13 protein-coding genes and 1 pseudogene are annotated in these 15,476 nt (G+C 71.1%); 5 read left to right on the top strand and 9 right to left on the bottom strand.

Features of this window, described 5'->3' with window-relative positions; all coding sequences use genetic code 11:
* Positions 1–2 precede the first annotated feature (2 nt).
* Genes OF850_RS15810 through OF850_RS15825 form a run of 4 tightly spaced genes read right to left on the bottom strand, consistent with a single transcriptional unit; the run spans position 3 to position 3,377 of the window.
* A complete protein-coding gene (locus OF850_RS15810) occupies positions 3–977 on the bottom strand; it encodes a tripartite tricarboxylate transporter substrate binding protein (protein WP_301591256.1) in 975 nt (324 codons plus the stop codon).
* A complete protein-coding gene (locus tag OF850_RS15815) occupies positions 974–1,606 on the bottom strand; it encodes a flavin reductase family protein (RefSeq protein ID WP_301591257.1) in 633 nt (210 codons plus the stop codon). Before OF850_RS15815 ends, OF850_RS15810 begins: the two co-directional genes overlap by 4 nt.
* Positions 1,606–2,499, bottom strand: a complete 894-nt coding sequence (locus OF850_RS15820) for a fumarylacetoacetate hydrolase family protein (protein ID WP_301591258.1) — start codon at positions 2,497–2,499, stop codon at positions 1,606–1,608. The genes OF850_RS15815 and OF850_RS15820 overlap by 1 nt, the downstream gene beginning before the upstream one ends.
* Entirely contained in the window at positions 2,499–3,377 is an 879-nt protein-coding gene (locus OF850_RS15825) for a TauD/TfdA dioxygenase family protein (RefSeq protein ID WP_301591259.1), read from the bottom strand. The genes OF850_RS15820 and OF850_RS15825 overlap by 1 nt, the downstream gene beginning before the upstream one ends.
* 102 nt (positions 3,378–3,479) lie before the next feature.
* Here OF850_RS15825 and OF850_RS15830 point away from each other — a divergent pair, with 102 nt between their 5' ends.
* From OF850_RS15830 to OF850_RS15840, 3 genes are all read left to right on the top strand, one after another.
* Complete coding sequence (locus tag OF850_RS15830; RefSeq protein ID WP_301591260.1) at positions 3,480–4,229, top strand: IclR family transcriptional regulator; 750 nt, start codon at positions 3,480–3,482, stop codon at positions 4,227–4,229.
* Between the two features lie 53 nt (positions 4,230–4,282).
* Entirely contained in the window at positions 4,283–4,801 is a 519-nt protein-coding gene (locus tag OF850_RS15835; RefSeq protein WP_301591261.1) for an alpha-hydroxy acid oxidase, read from the top strand.
* 79 nt (positions 4,802–4,880) lie between these two features.
* The gene (locus tag OF850_RS15840; protein ID WP_301591262.1) at positions 4,881–5,915 is read left to right on the top strand and encodes an IS110 family RNA-guided transposase; all 1,035 of its coding nucleotides are present in this window, start codon (positions 4,881–4,883) and stop codon (positions 5,913–5,915) included.
* 512 nt (positions 5,916–6,427) lie between these two features.
* Here OF850_RS15840 and OF850_RS15845 read toward each other — a convergent pair.
* Entirely contained in the window at positions 6,428–7,489 is a 1,062-nt protein-coding gene (locus tag OF850_RS15845) for an IS110 family RNA-guided transposase (protein WP_368044698.1), read from the bottom strand.
* 75 nt (positions 7,490–7,564) lie between these two features.
* On the opposite strand from OF850_RS15845, the pseudogene OF850_RS15850 reads away from it, so the two are divergent.
* Positions 7,565–8,212, top strand: a pseudogene (locus OF850_RS15850) (alpha-hydroxy acid oxidase); the annotation flags it as partial.
* Here OF850_RS15850 and OF850_RS15855 read toward each other — a convergent pair.
* The 4 genes from OF850_RS15855 to purH are packed head-to-tail and all read right to left on the bottom strand — an operon-like array spanning position 8,202 to position 13,936.
* Entirely contained in the window at positions 8,202–9,527 is a 1,326-nt protein-coding gene (locus tag OF850_RS15855) for an aspartate aminotransferase family protein (protein ID WP_301591265.1), read from the bottom strand. The pseudogene OF850_RS15850 and the gene OF850_RS15855 overlap by 11 nt on opposite strands.
* Positions 9,528–9,548: 21 nt before the next feature.
* Positions 9,549–10,781 (bottom strand): NupC/NupG family nucleoside CNT transporter, encoded by a 1,233-nt coding sequence (locus tag OF850_RS15860; protein WP_301591266.1) that lies wholly within the window; start codon positions 10,779–10,781, stop codon positions 9,549–9,551.
* Positions 10,778–12,319 carry a DNA recombination protein RmuC gene (rmuC, locus tag OF850_RS15865; protein ID WP_301591267.1) on the bottom strand — a complete coding sequence of 514 codons (1,542 nt, stop codon included), beginning with the start codon at positions 12,317–12,319 and terminating at the stop codon, positions 10,778–10,780. The genes OF850_RS15860 and rmuC overlap by 4 nt, the downstream gene beginning before the upstream one ends.
* Positions 12,320–12,361: 42 nt before the next feature.
* Positions 12,362–13,936: a bifunctional phosphoribosylaminoimidazolecarboxamide formyltransferase/IMP cyclohydrolase gene (gene purH, locus OF850_RS15870; protein ID WP_301591268.1), complete on the bottom strand. Its 1,575-nt coding sequence runs from the start codon at positions 13,934–13,936 to the stop codon at positions 12,362–12,364.
* A 139-nt stretch (positions 13,937–14,075) separates the two neighbouring features.
* Between purH and OF850_RS15875 the strand changes: the two genes are divergently transcribed.
* Positions 14,076–15,362: a phospholipase D-like domain-containing protein gene (locus tag OF850_RS15875; RefSeq protein WP_301591269.1), complete on the top strand. Its 1,287-nt coding sequence runs from the start codon at positions 14,076–14,078 to the stop codon at positions 15,360–15,362.
* Positions 15,363–15,476 lie beyond the last annotated feature (114 nt).

Below are 15,476 nucleotides of genomic sequence, written 5' to 3' on the forward strand. Positions count from 1 at the left end.
CCTCACTCGACCGTGATGCGCGCGGTCTCGATCACGCGGCGCCAGCGATCGAGGTCGCCTTCCAGAAAGGTCGCGAACTCCTCCGGCGTCGAGGGCGCGACGATGGCGCCCAGCCCGGCAAGGCGCTGCGCCGTCTCGGGCTTTTCCAGGCTCGTGCGGATGGCACGGTTCAGCGTCTCCACCACCGGGGCCGGGGTGCGCGCGGGCGCGAGGATGCCGAGGCCCTGGGTGTATTCCTCGAAGCCCGGGAACCCGGCCTGCGCCGTGGTGGGCACGCCGGGATAATCGGGGTGCGGCTCGGTCGTGGATACGGCGAGGGCGCGCAGCTGGCCGCGCCCGATCATGTCGGAGATGCCGATCATCGGATAGAACATGAAGGAGACGCGGCCCGACATCACCTCCTGCAGCGCGGGCGTGTTGCCGCGAAACGGCACATGCGTCATCCGCGTGTCGGACAGCGTCGCCAGCAGGGCGGCGGCAAGATGCGCCGAGCCGCCATTCCCGGCCGAGCCGTAGGAAACCTCCCCTGGCCGGGCGCGCGCCGCCTCCACCACGTCCTGCAAGGAACGGAAGGGCGTCGAGGCGCCGGTCACCGCGACCAGCGGCAGCCGCGCCACCAGCGAGACGGGCGCGAAATCCCCCAAGGGACTGTAGCGCGCATTGGGCAGGAGGATGGCGTTCACGCTGTGCGACAGCGTGCTCATCAGCAGCGTATGGCCATCGGGCGTTTCGCGCGCCACGGCCTCCGTCGCGACCAGCGCGTTGGCGCCGGTGCGGTTCTCCACCACCACGGGCTGGCCGAGGATGGTGGAAAGATCCTGCGCCAGCACGCGCGCGATCACGTCGGTCGGACCGCCCGCGGCGAAGCCCACCACGATGCGCACCGGCCGCATCGGCCAAGCGGCCCCCTGCGCGTAGGCCGGAAGCGGCGCGAGGGCGGCGAGGAGCGCGGCGAGGCCGCGGCGATGGAGCGTCATGGCGTTTCCCTTGGTGCTTCCTGCGTGATGGGCCGTCCGATCTCGAACAGATCGGTGGAGCGGGCATACCAGCCGCGCCCGTGCATCCGCGCGACGAGGTCCATGGAAGGCGTGTCCACGTGGCAGCGCGCGGCATCCAGCACGGCGTGATCCTCCAGATGCAGGGCCAGCACCTCGCCGATGACGATCAGCGCCTCTCCGCCCGGGCGCAGCAGCGTGTGCAGGCGGCATTCCAGCGCGGCCGGGCAGCCGCCGATGCGCGGCGGGGCGACGTGGTGGGAGGGCAGCGCCCCCAGCCCGTTCGCGGCCAGCTCATCCACCTCCGGCCCCACCTCGGCCGAGGTGGCGTTCATCCGCTCGGCCAGGGCATGGGAGACGAGGTTCACCACGAACTCGCCGCTCCGCCGGATGTTGTTGCCGGTGTCCTTGGCTTCCCCGGCGCGCGGGGTGATGCCGAGGCCGAGCAGCGGCGGCTCGGAACAGAGCAGGTTGAAGAAGGAAAAGGGCGCGGCATTGGTGCGCCCATCCGCGTGCTGCGTCGTCACCCAGGCGATGGGGCGCGGCGTGACCGTGGCGCGCAGGAGCTTGCCCTGGTCCACCGCAGGCAGCGACGCGAAGTCGAACAGCATCAGGCGATGCCGTGCTCGAGCACGCCGATGCGCGGGCACTCGATCCGAAGCCGGTCGCCGGATCGGAGCCAACGGGGCGGGTCGCGGAAGGCGCCGGAGCCGGCGGGGGTGCCGGTGGCGATCACGTCGCCCGGCTCCAGCGTCATGTAGCGGGACAGGTGCGCGATCAGTGCCGTGACGGGGAAGATGAGGTCCCGCGTGTTGCCCTCCTGCACCAGCTCCCCGTTGAGCCAGCAGCGGATCTGGAGGTCCCAGGGCTCACCGGCCTCCTCCGGCGTCACGATCCAAGGGCCCATGGGGCAGAAGCCGTCCATGCCCTTGGCGAAGGAGGTTTGCGGCGGCTGCACGTCGAACTGGAACTCGCGCGCCGAAACATCGTCCAGCAGCGTGTAGCCGGCGACGTGGCGCAGCGCGTCCGCCTCGCGCACCGCGCGGGCCGGGCGGCCGATCACGACGCCGATCTCCGCCTCCCAATCCGGCTTGCGGACGGCGTCGGGGATGCGGGTGAGCGCCCCGGGCGGGGCGACGGCGGTGGCGGGCTTGAAGAAGATGCGCGGGATCTCCTGCACCGGCCCGCCCACCTCCTTGGCATGGGCGCCGTAATTGCGCCCGATGCCGAGGATCTTGCCCGGGCGCGGCACGGGGGCGAGCAGCGTCACCGAGGAAAGCGGGCGCCGCAGCGCCGCGTTCTCCCCTCGCGCGGCGAAGGCCAGGGCGCGCGCGGCGGCCACGGTCGCGGCCTCCCCCCGCGCGAGGAAGGCCGTCATGTCACCGGGAATGGCCGCAGCGTCGCCGCCCAGCGCCGCCAGCGCGGCGGCGAGGTCCACGACGGAATCGCCGAGGGCCGCGCCCACGCGCGGCCCTCCCTCCCCCTCGAAGCTCAGCAGCCGCATCAGGCGGCCAGCGCCGCGTAGTCCAGCGTCGCCATCACCTGCACGCGCAGGATGAAGCGATGCTCCTCCGGCCCGTAATCGGCCACGGCGTTGTGGGTGGTGCTGATGTTGTCCCACATCAGCACGTCGCCCGGCGTCCAGCGGTGCGAGTAGAGATACTTCTCCTGGTCCTGGTGGTGGAACAGGAAGGCGAGCATCGCGTCGCTTTCCTCCTTGTCCATGCCCTCGATGTGCATGGCGTAGCCGGGGTTGCAGTACAGGACGCGGCGCCCCGTCACCGGATGCACGCGGAAGATGGGCTGCGGCACGGGCGGCTTCTTCGCCCGCTGCTCCGGCGTCAGCGGCGCGCGGGCGGAACCGGGCCGGGCGCGCATCATCTCCCAGAACTTGTTGAAGTCGTGGATGGCGACCTTGCCTTCCAGGCGATGCTTCACCTCCGTAGGCAGGTCCTCGTAGGCGGCATGCATGTCGCGGAACTGCGTGTCGCCGAGGGGCTGGCCGTCGCGCAGCGGCACCTTCTTGGCGTGCAGCACGTTCGCCAGCGCGATCTCCTTCGAGTAGCTCATGTCCGTGTGCCAGCCCTGGCCGGCATCGTTGAGTCCTATCGGCTTCCCCCCCTCCTTCATGTTGGAAAGGATCATCACCTCCGGATGGTCGGGGGCATGGAACAGGTTGGCGACGTTCACCTCCAGCTCCCCGAAGCGGGCGCCGAAGCGTGACAGCTCGGGCGCTTCCAGCGACTGGTCCGGGAAGCAAAGGACGCCGTGATGCGCCAGGGCCCGCAGCAGGGTGCGGAAATCGCCCTCTTCCAGCGGGGCGGCGAGGTCGATGCCGGTGACGCGCGCGCCCACGCCGCCCGGGTTCGGGATGATCTGCATGGTCCGTTTCCCCAAGGTCGTTCCCTCCAGGGTATCGCCGCCGGACCTGCCGCCGCGCAACCAGCTTTTCAGCGCGGTGATTTGATTCCACATCCGTGAAGCATGGACGCCGTCGTGAAATCCGCCGGGCGCGGGCTCGAGATCTTCGAGTTCTTCGCCCATCGCCATGCCCCGGCCACCGTCTCCGAGGTGGCCGGGGCGCTGGGCTTCCCGCTTTCCTCCACCTCGGTGCTGCTGAAGTCGCTGCGCGCCCTCGGCTACCTCGACCATGATGCGCGCACGCGGGAGTACACGCCCACCATCCGCTTCGCCGTGCTCGGCACCTGGATCTTCGAGCGCTTCTTCGCCGAGGAGGGCGGCATCCCGCGCCTCATGGACGAACTCCAGGCAGAGACGGGCGAAACCATCGTGCTGGCGATGCAGCACGGGCTGCACGTGGACTATATCCGCATCCTGCAATCCATCCGGCCGGTGCGCTTCTTCATCCGCCCCGGTTCCCGCCGCCCCATCCATCTTCCCGCCGCGGGCAAGGTGCTGCTGGCCCTGCAGACGGATGCGGAGGTCGCCGCCATCCTGCGCGCGGTGAATGCCGCGCGCGGGGCGGAGAGGCCCATCCCTCTCCGCCCATTCCTGGCCGAGATGGGCGAGATCCGCACCGGGGGCTTCGCGCGCAGCGAGGCGGCGGTGGTACCGGACACGATGATGCTCGCCATGGCGCTGCCGGTGGCGGCAGGGCACCGGCCGCTCGCCATCGGCGTCAGCGGGCCGCTGGGGCGGATGCGGCGCCAGGCGCGCGGCATCCTGAAGCTGATGCGCGACAAGGTCTCGGCGCTGGGTGCTTCACATCCGTGAAACCGCCGCGTGGCGCTGTTGACGCCCGACCCGCCCGGTTGCGAGACACCGTCATGCGCCGCGCCGAACGCTTCCTCGCCCTGTCTGATTTCGAGGCGGCCGGGCGCCGCCACCTGCCGCGCATGCTGCACGGCTTCGTCGCCGGCGCGGCCGAGACGGACCAGTCCCTGCGCGACAACCGCGCCGCCTTCGCGGAATGGGGCTTCGTGCCGCGCGCCCTGGCGGACACCTCCGGCCGCTCGCAGGAAGCGACGCTGCTGGACGCGACCCATGCCGCTCCCTTCGGCATTGCGCCGATGGGGGCGGGCGCCATCTGCGCCTATCGCAGCGACATCGTCCTGGCCCGCGCCGCGGCGTCGGCCGGCATCCCCATGGTGACCAGCGCCTCCTCCCTCATCCCGCTGGAGGAGATCCGCGCGGCGGGCAGCGACTGGTACCAGGCCTACCTGCCCGGAGAGGAGGGACGCATCGAGGCGCTGGTGGAGCGCGTCGCCCGCGCCGGCTACGGCACCTTCGTGCTGACCGCCGACGTGCCGGTGCCGGCGAACCGCGAGAACAACCTCCGAAACTGATGCGGTGGACGGCCCCTGAGCGGCATCGCTGTGCCAAGCTCGCGGCTGTCGAAGGCTGTGAGCAGAGGAGCCGTCCACCATGGAAGTTACCACGATCGGGCTGGACATCGCCAAGCGCGTGTTCCAGGCGCACGGAGTGAACGAGGCCGGCCGGGCGGTGCTCCGGCGCAAGCTGGGCCGCGGCGAGGTGCTCGACTTCTTCCGCGCCCTCCCGCCTTGTCTCGTGGGCATCGAGGCCTGCGGCACGGCGCATCACTGGGCACGCGAGATCGGCGCGTTTGGCCACGAGGTACGGCTGATCCCGGCCTCCTACGTGAAGCCCTACGTCAAGCGCGGCAAGACCGACGCGGCCGATGCGGAGGCGATCTGCGAGGCGGTGGGCCGGCCGAGCATGCGCTTCGTGCCGGTGAAGACCGCCGAGCAGCAGGCGGTGCTGGTGCTGCACCGGACGCGGGACCTGCTGATCCGCCAGCGCACCATGCTGGTGAATGCACTGCGCGGGCACATGGCGGAGTTCGGCATCATCGCCCCGCAGGGGATCGCTCGCGTGGCGGATCTGCTGGCCGTTCTGCTCGGCGAGGATGAAGCCACCTTGCCGCCCCTGGGCCGCCAGGCGCTGCGAGGCCTGGCGGCGGAGCTGGAGACGGTGAGCGCGCGGGTGGAGGAGATCGAGGCGGCGATCCTGGCCTGGCACAAGGCGAGCGAGGCCAGCCAGCGGCTCGCGGCCGTGCCGGGTATTGGTCCGATCACGGCGTCAGCCATCGTCGCGACCGTGGGCGACGTGTCGAACTTCGCCTCGGCCCGGCATCTCGCGGCCTGGATTGGTTTGGTGCCGCGGCAGAACAGCACGGGCGGCAAGCCGCGACAGGGCGGCATCTCCAAGGCAGGCGACCGCTACCTGCGGCGTCTGCTGGTGCTCGGGGCGACCTCGGTCATCCGCCAGACCCGCATCAAGGCACGGGAGGGCTGGCTCGCGGACCTCGTCGGGCGCCGCCCGACATTGGTCGCGGCCGTGGCCCAGGCCAACAAGATGGCACGGGTTGCGTGGGCGCTGCTGGCGCGCGGCGAGAGCTACCGGCCGCGGCAGGGATCCCCGCAGCCCGCAGGCGCCTAGGCGTTGACGGTTCCCCGCCGGAGGTCGCCGCGACCGGCGGGTGCGTGAGGGCGATGGTGGCGTGATGGCGTACCGGTCGAACCCGGGGCCCGGCAGAGCCCGTTGAGAATCCCGCGTCACCGAGCGCGCGAAACTGATTGGGAGCCGGGCTGCGGATTGCATCAGGGCCAGCGGCCATGGGTGCCGCGCGAACAGGCCGAACACATGACCGCACCCGACCGCGGCGCCAAGCGTCAAATCGTCCTTGCGTCGAGGGGGGCCGTTCTCTAATCGCCTTCTCCTTGTCAATGAGCAAAATGCTTCAGGCGCTGCCAGGCCGGGGTCACGGTTCTCTTCGCGGTCGAACAAGTCCGCCGCAACATTGGGTTCGAAGCACAGGCGCTGCAATGTCCACAACGAGCTCGCGTGCCGGGCACGTGGCTCAAGGCCCTCTTGCGCAGCCAGCCTGCACCTTCGCCCCGGGGGGCAGCCCTCACATCCAGCGGCGAGCTGGAGTGCTGGTCAGCAAACGGTCATGCGGCCTGCAGGCACCCTTGCCGCTCCTCCGTCGACCAGCGAAACGGCTCGCCAGAGCGCCAGATGCTGTGCAGGATCACCGCCAGCTTTCGAGCCAAGGCCACACGCGCCTTGCCGAAGCCCGACCGGCTTGCGATCGCCAGCGCCCAATCCTTCAGGCCCGACGAGCGCTTGACGCGCGTCAGGATGACCACGGCCGCCTCGTACATGAGGGTCCGCGCGAGGCCATCACCGCACTTCGAGATCCTGCCGCTGCGATCGATGTCGCCCGACTGGTACCGCTGAGGTGTCAGCCCCATGTGGGCGCCGACCGATCGTGACCGGGCAAAGCGCGCCGGGTCCTCCACCGTGCTGATAAAGGACAGGCCAGATACGACCCCAATGCCGGGCACGCTCATCAGGAGGCGACAGGCCGGGCTTGCTCTCGCCAGCGCCCGGATCGCCTTGTCGAAGGCCGCGATCTGCTCGCGTAGCCCTCGCCAGGCAGCCAGCATGGGCCGGACGATGTGCGCCAGATCCTCGCGCTCGCCAAGCAAGGCTTCGACACGGCGGTCGAAGGGCAAGCCGCGCATGGCGCCGGGCAGCAGCCCAAACACCTTGAGCACGCCCCGGATGTGGTTCGACAGGCGTGTGGTCATGCCGACCAACTGAGCCCTCGCTCCCAGCAGGGCACGCGCCCGGTGCGACTCATAGGACTTGACGTGCACGGCCCGGAACCATCCCGTCCGCATGATCTGCGCGAGACCCTCGGCGTCGTTCTGGTCCGTCTTGTTGATCTGCATTTTGAGGGCTGCGCGGGCATGCCTGGCGTCCAGGCAAACCACGTCGAGGTCGCGTCCGCGCAGTTCGTGGACCAGCCAGGGCGTCATCGGGCCTGTCTCCACCCCAACTGCGGCGCCATCGCCGGCATGCCGCCGAACGGCCTGTTCGATCTGCTCGGGCTGCGTGGCGCACTGGCCGCGCCAGACACGGCGGCCGGTGCCGTCCACGACACAGATGGCCGTCAGCTTCTGCGAAACGTCCAGGCCGACAAAATGGGTCATTGAGCGGTCTCCCATCGTGCGAGATGCCGGGCGACGCCGCCCGGATCGAGGCACCTTGAGCGGACTCCGCTCAGGCCGCGATTACCCAATGTCCACACAGGCTTCTCCGTCCCGATCAAGCCCAGCGCGCGGCTGGTCTGGGAGGGGGCGGCGCATCCGCGCTGGCTGCTGGGCACCTTCGCCCGCACCCTGCTGCGCCACGGCATGCCGCATTTCGAGAACATGGACGCGCATCGCGGCCCGCCCATCCTGTCGCGCGACCTCGTGCGGCAGGTGGGCAGCCGCGACCGGCTGGACTGGCGCCACGTCGCGCTGATCCGGCGGCTGTGGAAGGGCCCCCTGGTCATCAAGGGGCTGCTGGCGGCGGAGGACGTGCTGCGCGCCCGCGAACACGGCGCGGATGCGGTGATCCTGTCCAACCATGGCGGGCGGCAACTGGACGGCGCCGTTGCCCCGCTGCGCGTCCTGCCCGAGGCCGCGGCCGCCGCGCCGGGCTATCCCCTGCTGCTGGATGGCGGGGTCCGGCGCGGGACGGATGTGCTGAAGGCGCTGGCGCTGGGGGCGCGCTTCGTCTTCGTCGGGCGACCCTTCCTGTTCGCCGCCGCGCTGGGCGGCGAGGCGGGGGTGGCACGCGCCATCGCCCTGCTGAAGGAGGAGATCCACCGCAACATGGCGCTGCTGGGCATCACCGCCCCGTCGCAGCTGGACCCCACCTTCCTGCGCAGGGTCAGGGAATAGCGGCCTCCACCGCCGCGCCGAAGCGGTCGGCGATCATCGCCACCTCCTCGCGGGTGACGTTGTAGGGCGGCGCAAGCACGACGTGGTCGCCCTGGCGGCCGTCGATCGTGCCGCCCATGGGATAGCAAGCGAGGCCGCGCGCATAGGCTTCCTGGCCCACCCGCGCGTGCAGCTTCAGCGCCGGGTCGAACACCGCCTTGGTGGCGCGGTCCGCCACCAGCTCCACTGCCCAGAACAGGCCGCGGCCACGGATCTCGCCGACATGGGCGTGGTTGCCCAGGCGCTCGGTCAGCGCCGCCTCCAGCTCCGCGCCGCGCGCGCGCACGTTCTCCAGCAGGTTTTCCTCCGCGATCACCCCCTGCACCGCCAGCGCCGCCGCGCAGGCCATGGGATGCGCCTGGTAGGTGTGGCCGTGCATGAAGCCGCCCGAGCCGTCGCGCAGCGCCGCGATGACGCGACCGGAGACGAGGATGCCGCCGATGGGCTGGTAGCCGCCGCCCAGCCCCTTGGCGACCACCTGGATGTCGGGGGCGATGCCCTCCGCCTCCCAGGCATGGGTGGTGCCGCAGCGTCCCATGCCGCTCATCACCTCGTCCAGGATCAGCAGCGCGCCGTGGCGGTCGCAGATCTCCCGCACGCGGCGGAAATAGCCGGGCACCGCCGTCGCGCAGCCCAGCGTCGCGCCCACCACCGTCTCGGCGCAGAAGGCGGCAACGTTCGCGGGCCCGAGGCGCTGGAACTCGGCCTCCAGCTCCGCCGCCAGGCGCTCGACGTAATCCTCGTCGCTCTCGCCCTCCGCGCGGCCGCGATAGGGGTAGCAGGGCGAGACGTGGGAAAAGGCCTCCGACAGCACTGGCTCGTAGATGGCGCGGCGCATCATGTTGCCGCCCGCTGCCAGCGCGCCCAGCGTGTTGCCGTGGTAGCTCTGCCGCCGCGCGATGAAGCGCGTGCGCTGCGGCTGCCCGGCCTCCACGAAATACTGCCGCGCCATCTTCAGCGCCGCCTCCATCCCCTCGGAGCCGGAGGAAACGAAATAGGCGTGGGTCAGCCCGCCCGGGGCGTGGCCGACCAGCAGCTCCGCGAGGCGCTCGGCGCTTTCGCAGGAGAAGAGACTGGTATGGGCGTAGCAGAGCTGGTCCATCTGCGCCCGCATCGCCGCCAGCACCTTGGGGTGCGCATGCCCCAGGCAGGCCACGGCGGCCCCGCCCGACCCGTCCATCACCCGGTGCCCGTCGGCGGCGGTGAGCCAGATCCCCTCCCCCTTCACGGCGAGGGGCGGGGCGGTGTCGAGGCGGCGGTGGATGAGCTGCGGCATGAGGGGAAGGCTAGCGCTCTCTCACGGCGGCGTCAGCAGCCCCACGGCGGCGCCGGAGATGGCGCAGGCGACCGTCGCGCCCAGCAGCGCCAGCGGGCCGAGCGCGGCGATCTCCGCCCGCCGTTCCGGGCACATCGCCGTGAGCCCGCCCAGCATGATCCCGAGCGAGCCGAAATTGGTGAAGCCGCACAGTGCATAGGCGAGGATGAGGCGCGATCGCTCGCTCAGCGCCGCGCCCGACCGCGCCAGCTCCAGGTAGGACACGAACTCGTTCACCACGAGCTTGATGCCGAGCAGCCGGCCGACCTCGGTCGCCTCCCCCCACGGCACGCCCATCAGCCAGGCCACGGGCCGGAACAGCGCGCCGGCGACCGCTTCCAGCGTGACGCCCAGCAGCGGCACCAGCGCCTCGTTCAGCAGCGCCACGAGCGCCACGAAGGCGATGAGCAGCGCCATGATGCCGAGCAGGAGCTGCAGCCCGTCCGTGGTGCCGCGCACCAACGCGTCCAGTGTGCCCTCGTAGAGCCGGGGGGCCTCGCCGCCCTCCGTCGCCGCCTCGCCCGGGCGCAGCAGCAGTGCGACGAGGACGGAGGCGGGGGCTGAGATGACGGAGGCGGTGAGAAGCTGCCCCGCCGCGCCCGGCACCACCGGCGCGATCATCGCCGCATAGACCACCAGCATGTTGCCCGAGATGGTCGCGAGCCCCGCCACCATGACCAGCAGCATCTCCGAGGGGCTCAGCCGCGCGAGCCAGGGCTTGATGAGCAGCGGCGCCTCCACCATCCCGACGAAGACATTGGCGGCGGTGCTGAACCCCGCCGCGCCGCCCAGACCGAAAAGGCGCCGCAGCACCCGCGACATCAGCCCGACGACGAAAGGCAGGACGCGCCAGTGGTACAGCACGGCGGAAAGCGCGCCGACCAGCAGCACCAGCGGCAGGGCCTGGAAGAACAGGATGAAGGACCCGCCGGGCAGAGTCTCGGCGTAGGGAAGCGGCCCGCCGCCCAGGAAGCCGAAGACCAGCGAGGTGCCGGCCCGCGTGGCCCGCGCCAGCGCCTCCACCAAATTTCCCAGCCAGCCCAGAGCGGCGCGCAGCGGCGGGACGTGCAGCATCAGCGCGGCGAGGCCCAGCGTCCCGCCCAGCCCGGCCAGGAGGAGACGCGGCGCGACGCCCCGCCGGAACCCGCCGCAGCCCCAGGCCAGGAAGCAGAACGCAACCAGCCCGAGGGCGGACTGGAGCTGGAGGAGGCTCACGCCTCCTCTTCCTCCTCGACCATGGCGTCGAGCTGGAGGAGTTCGGTGCCCTGCTCGTCGGGAAGGACGTCCACCGCGCGCAGTTTCTTGTCGATTACCCTGGTGCGGGTCTTCGCTTCGCCGATGGTTTTACCAACAGTGCTGACTTGCTTGTCCAGCTTCTCCAGCACTTCGTTCATCTTCCGCATCTCGCCCTTGGTGGCGGAGAGCAGCTTCTGCACCCCTTCCGCATTCTTCGACAGCGCGTACTGCACGTAGCCGAGCTGGATGTTCTTCAGCATCACCGGCAGCATGAAGGGCCCCGCGACATAGATGCGGGAATTGCGCGCGAGGTCCTCGATCAGCCCCGGCATGCGCGCGATCTCGGCATAGAGCCCCTCGGTGGGCAGGAACATCAGCGCGTAGTCGGTGGAGCGCGGCGGGCAGATATACTTGCTCGCGATCTTGGCCGCCTCGCCGCGCACGCGCATCTCGAGCGCCTTGCGGGCCCGCGCCTCCTCCGCCGCGTCGCCGGCCTCGTGCGCCAGGATCAGCCTCTCGTAATCCTCGCAGGGGAACTTGGCGTCGAGCGGCAGGAGGACGCGATCCTCGCCGCCCGGCATGCGGATGCAGAACTCCACCACGTCCAGGCTGTCCTCGCGCAGCTTCACGTTGGTCTCGTAGGCACCGGGGGGCAGGAAGTCGTCCAGCATCTGCTTCAGCTGCGCCTCGCCCCAGCCGCCGCGCGTCTTGATGTTGCCGAAGAGCCGCTTCAGGTCGCCCACCTGCGTGGCAACGGACTGAACGTTGCCCATCATCTGCTGGATGGCGGCGAACTGGTCGAGCACGCGCTGGAAGCTTTCGTTCATCTGCTTCTCGACCGCGCCGGCCAGCTGCTCGTGGACGCTGCGCTGGATCTCGCCGAGGCGCTTCTCGCTCGTTTCGGCCATCTCCTTCAGCTTGCGGTCGAGCAGGTCGCGCGAGGCATTGGCCTCGGCGGCGAGGCATTCCAGCACCGCCTTCTCCTGCTGCGCCAGCGCCGCCGTCACCTTGCCCGTCAGCCCGTCCGTCGCCTCGCGCAGCTTCTCCAGCCGCTCGGCCTGCTCGGCGCGGCTGGTCTTCGCGTCCGTGGCGAGGCGCTCCAGCAGCGCCGCCTCCATGCGCGCCAGCGCGGCCCCCTGGTCCAGCGCGCCCTGGGCCAGTGCGTGCTGCATGCGCTCATGAGCGGCGCGGAGCTCCTCCAGCTTGGTGCCCTGCTCGGCGCGGCCGGCGCGCGCATCCTCGGCCAGCCGGTCGCCCAACCCCTGCTGGAGGGCGGCAAGGGCCTTCGTCTGCTCGACGGTGAAGCCGCTGATGGCGGGGCCGATCAGCGCCTGCACCCGTTCCGGCAGGCCGCGCAGATCCGCCGCCAGCTCGCCGAGCCGCTCGCCCTGGCGTTCCACCGTGGACTGGCAGGTGGCCAGGGCCGGGTCCGGCGGGGCACGCCGGAACAGGAGGATGGCCAGGAACAGGGCCTGGATGGCCAGCACCCCGACCAGCAGCAAGGCTTCCACCGACATGCGCGCACCCCCCCGAATCGCGGGAAGTGTCGCAAGCCGGGCTCAGTGGCGGAAGTGGCGCATCCCGGTGAAGACCATGGCCAGCCCCGCCTCGTCGGCGGCGGCAATGACTTCATTGTCGCGCATGGAACCACCGGGCTGGATCACCGCCGTCGCACCCGCCGCCGCCGCGGCCTGCAACCCGTCGGCGAAGGGGAAGAAGGCGTCGGAGGCGACGACGCTGCCTTGGGCCAGCGGCGTGTCGAGCCCGGCGGCCTTGGCGGCCTCGCCCGACTTCCAGGCGGCGATGCGCGAGGAATCCACGCGGCTCATCTGCCCCGCGCCGATGCCCACCGTCGCGCCGTCCTTGGCGTAGATGATGGCGTTGCTCTTCACGTGCTTGCAGACGCGGAAGGCGAAGAGGAGGTCGCGCATCTCGGCCTCCGTCGGCGCGCGCTTAGTCACCACCTTGAGCGCGTCCGCCGCGATGCGCCCGCTGTCGCGCGACTGCGCCAGGAAGCCGCCGGAAACGGAGCGGAACACCGTGCCGGGCGCGGCCGGGTCGGGCAGGCCGCCGGTCAGCAGCAGGCGCAAATTCTTCTTGCGCGCGAAGGCGGCGATCGCGGCGTCATCCGCCTCGGGGGCGATGACCACCTCGGTGAACAGGCTCGCCATCTTCTCCGCCGCCGCGGCGTCCAGGCGGCGGTTCACGGCGATGATGCCACCGAAGGCGCTCACCGGGTCGCAGCGCAGCGCGGCGTCCCAGGCCTCGGAGAGCGTCGCGCCCTCGGCCACGCCGCAGGGATTGGCGTGCTTCACGATCACCACGGCCGGGCGCTCGAACTCGGCGACGCACTCGAAGGCGGCGTCCGTGTCGTTCAGGTTGTTGAAGGACAATTCCTTGCCCTGCACCTGCCGTGCGGTGGCGATGCCGGGACGCCCCGACCCGTCGAGGTAGAAGGCGGCGCGCTGGTGCGGGTTCTCGCCATAGCGCAGCGTCTGGCGCAGCACGCCGGCACAGGCGAGGCGCTGCGGAAACTCCTCGCCCAGCTGCAAGCTGAACCACTGGCTGATCGCCGCGTCATAGGCCGCGGTGCGCGCATAGGCTGCGGCGGCGAGGCGGCGGCGCAGCGCGGCGCTCGTGCCGCCCACCTCCAGCTCGGCCCGCACCTCGTCGAGCTGGGCGGCATCCGTGAGCACCACCACATGCGCGTGGTTCTTGGCCGCGGAGCGGATCATCGCCGGGCCGCCGATGTCGATGTTCTCGATGCAGTCCTCGAAGGGCGCGCCCTTCGCCACCGTCGCCTCGAAGGGGTAGAGGTTCACCGCCACGAGGTCGATCGGCGCGATGCCGTGCTCGTCCATCTGCGCCAGGTGATCGGCGGCGTCGCGCCGGCCCAGGATGCCGCCATGCACCTGCGGGACCAGCGTCTTCACCCGGCCTTCCAGGATCTCGGGGAAGCCCGTGTGCGCGCTCACGTCCTTGACCGGGATGCCGGCCGCGCGGATCGCCGCCGCGGTGCCGCCGGTGGACAGGATCTCCGCCCCCTGCCCGGCCAGGAAGCGGGCGAACTCCACGATGCCGGTCTTGTCGGAAACGGAAAGCAGCGCGCGGCGGACGGGGATGCGGTCGGTCATGGCGGGTTCCGGTGGCGGGTTCCGGCGCGGTCTAGAGCGAAAGGGCCGGGGCGAAAACCTCCGGCGGCGCAGCCTTCCCATGCGATGCAACCCTGGCCCGTCCTCCCGCCTTGCTGCCGAAGGAAGGATGAGGGCGGCGATGGCGTGGCAGGGCACAACGGGACGGCGGGAGGCTTTGGCCCTGCTGCTCGGCCTGGGCGGCTGCGCTTCCTTCCCCGAGTTGCCGGAAGCTGGCATCGCGGGCCACGCGCTGTTCCGGGAAGCGATGGCGGATGCGCCGGTCCTGCCCGGCAACGCGGTCGCGCTGCTGGCGGGTGGGCAGCGCATCCTGCTCGAGATCTTCCGCATGATCGAGGCGGCGCGCGACCACGTCCATCTGGAGTTCTTCATCGTCGAGGATGTGCGCCGGCCGGGCAGCGGCGCCTCGCTCTTCGCGCTGCTGCACCGCAAGCTGCGCGAGGGCGTGGCGGTGAACCTGATCTACGACAGCCTCGGCTCCTCCCGCACCACGCGGGCGGAGTTCGCCGCGCTGCGCGAGGCGGGGGCGCGGCTCCTTTCGTTCAACCCGGCCAACCCGCTGGAGGCGCGTGGCGCCTGGCGTCCCAACCACCGCACCCACCGCAAGATCCTGGTCGTGGACGGGCGCGTGGCGCTCACCGGCGGGGCGAACCTCCAGGGTGTCTATGCCAATCGCTGCGGTCCCGGCGCCGTGGACCCGGAGGAGGATCCGGAGGAGGCGTGCTGGGACGATGTGGCGCTGCGCATCGAGGGGCCGGCCGTGCCGGCCTTCCAGCGACTTTTCCTCGACACCTGGACGAACCAGGGCGGCGGACCGCTCTCCGAGCGGAACTGGTTCCCCCCGCCCCGCCGCCCGGGCCGCACCGCCATGCGCGTGCTCGGCTCCTCGCCTGTCCGGGGCCGGCCACTCTTCCACGTCGTCCGGCTGGCGGCGCTGGAGGAGGCGCGGCGGCGCGCCGTGATCTGCACCGGCTATTTCGTCCCCGCCCCGCGCGAGATGACGGAGATCCTGCGCGCGGCGCGGCGGGGGGTGGAGGTGCGGCTGCTGCTGCCCGGCGCCTCCGACCACGCCGTGCCACTGCACATCCAGCGCTCGCTCTATGGCGACCTGCTGGGGGCGGGGGTGCGGATCTTCGAGGTGCATGACCGGGTGATGCACGCCAAGCTGGCGGTGATGGACGGCGAATGGTCCGCCGTCGGCTCCTCCAACCTCGACCGGCGCAGCGCCGCCTGGAATGACGAGGTGGACACCATCCTGCTCGGCCCCGAGTTCGGCGGGGCGCTGGAGCGCCTGCTGCGGGACCGCATGGCCGGGGCGCGCGAGGTGACGCTGGAGCAGTGGCAGGCGCGGCCCTTCGGCCAGCGCGTGCGCGAGGTGCTGTCCTGGCCCTTCGCGGACCAGCTCTAGCAGGCTGCTGAAGAAGTCGGCTGGGCCGGAGGATTTCTGGGCTGCGGGCGGGTCTACCGGACGGCGTCAGAAGACGGGATTGGTTCTGTTCGCGGCCGGTTCATGGAGCGGAGC

It is taken from the genome of Sabulicella glaciei (assembly GCF_026183895.1).
GTDB lineage: Bacteria > Pseudomonadota > Alphaproteobacteria > Acetobacterales > Acetobacteraceae > Roseococcus > Roseococcus glaciei.

What these genes read in the sequence shown, in the direction of transcription:
- OF850_RS15815 (WP_301591257.1), bottom strand. Translation starts at nt 1,606, where the DNA reads ATGCTGTTCGACTTCGCGTCGCTGCCTGCGGTGGACCAGGGCAAGCTC.
- OF850_RS15875 (WP_301591269.1), top strand. Translation starts at nt 14,076, where the DNA reads ATGGCGTGGCAGGGCACAACGGGACGGCGGGAGGCTTTGGCCCTGCTG.
- OF850_RS15810 (WP_301591256.1), bottom strand. Translation starts at nt 977, where the DNA reads ATGACGCTCCATCGCCGCGGCCTCGCCGCGCTCCTCGCCGCCCTCGCG.
- OF850_RS15820 (WP_301591258.1), bottom strand. Translation starts at nt 2,499, where the DNA reads ATGCGGCTGCTGAGCTTCGAGGGGGAGGGAGGGCCGCGCGTGGGCGCG.
- OF850_RS15835 (WP_301591261.1), top strand. Translation starts at nt 4,283, where the DNA reads ATGCGCCGCGCCGAACGCTTCCTCGCCCTGTCTGATTTCGAGGCGGCC.
- OF850_RS15855 (WP_301591265.1), bottom strand. Translation starts at nt 9,527, where the DNA reads ATGCCGCAGCTCATCCACCGCCGCCTCGACACCGCCCCGCCCCTCGCC.
- OF850_RS15845 (WP_368044698.1), bottom strand. Translation starts at nt 7,489, where the DNA reads ATGGGAGACCGCTCAATGACCCATTTTGTCGGCCTGGACGTTTCGCAG.
- OF850_RS15825 (WP_301591259.1), bottom strand. Translation starts at nt 3,377, where the DNA reads ATGCAGATCATCCCGAACCCGGGCGGCGTGGGCGCGCGCGTCACCGGC.
- purH (WP_301591268.1), bottom strand. Translation starts at nt 13,936, where the DNA reads ATGACCGACCGCATCCCCGTCCGCCGCGCGCTGCTTTCCGTTTCCGAC.
- rmuC (WP_301591267.1), bottom strand. Translation starts at nt 12,319, where the DNA reads ATGTCGGTGGAAGCCTTGCTGCTGGTCGGGGTGCTGGCCATCCAGGCC.
- OF850_RS15830 (WP_301591260.1), top strand. Translation starts at nt 3,480, where the DNA reads ATGGACGCCGTCGTGAAATCCGCCGGGCGCGGGCTCGAGATCTTCGAG.
- OF850_RS15840 (WP_301591262.1), top strand. Translation starts at nt 4,881, where the DNA reads ATGGAAGTTACCACGATCGGGCTGGACATCGCCAAGCGCGTGTTCCAG.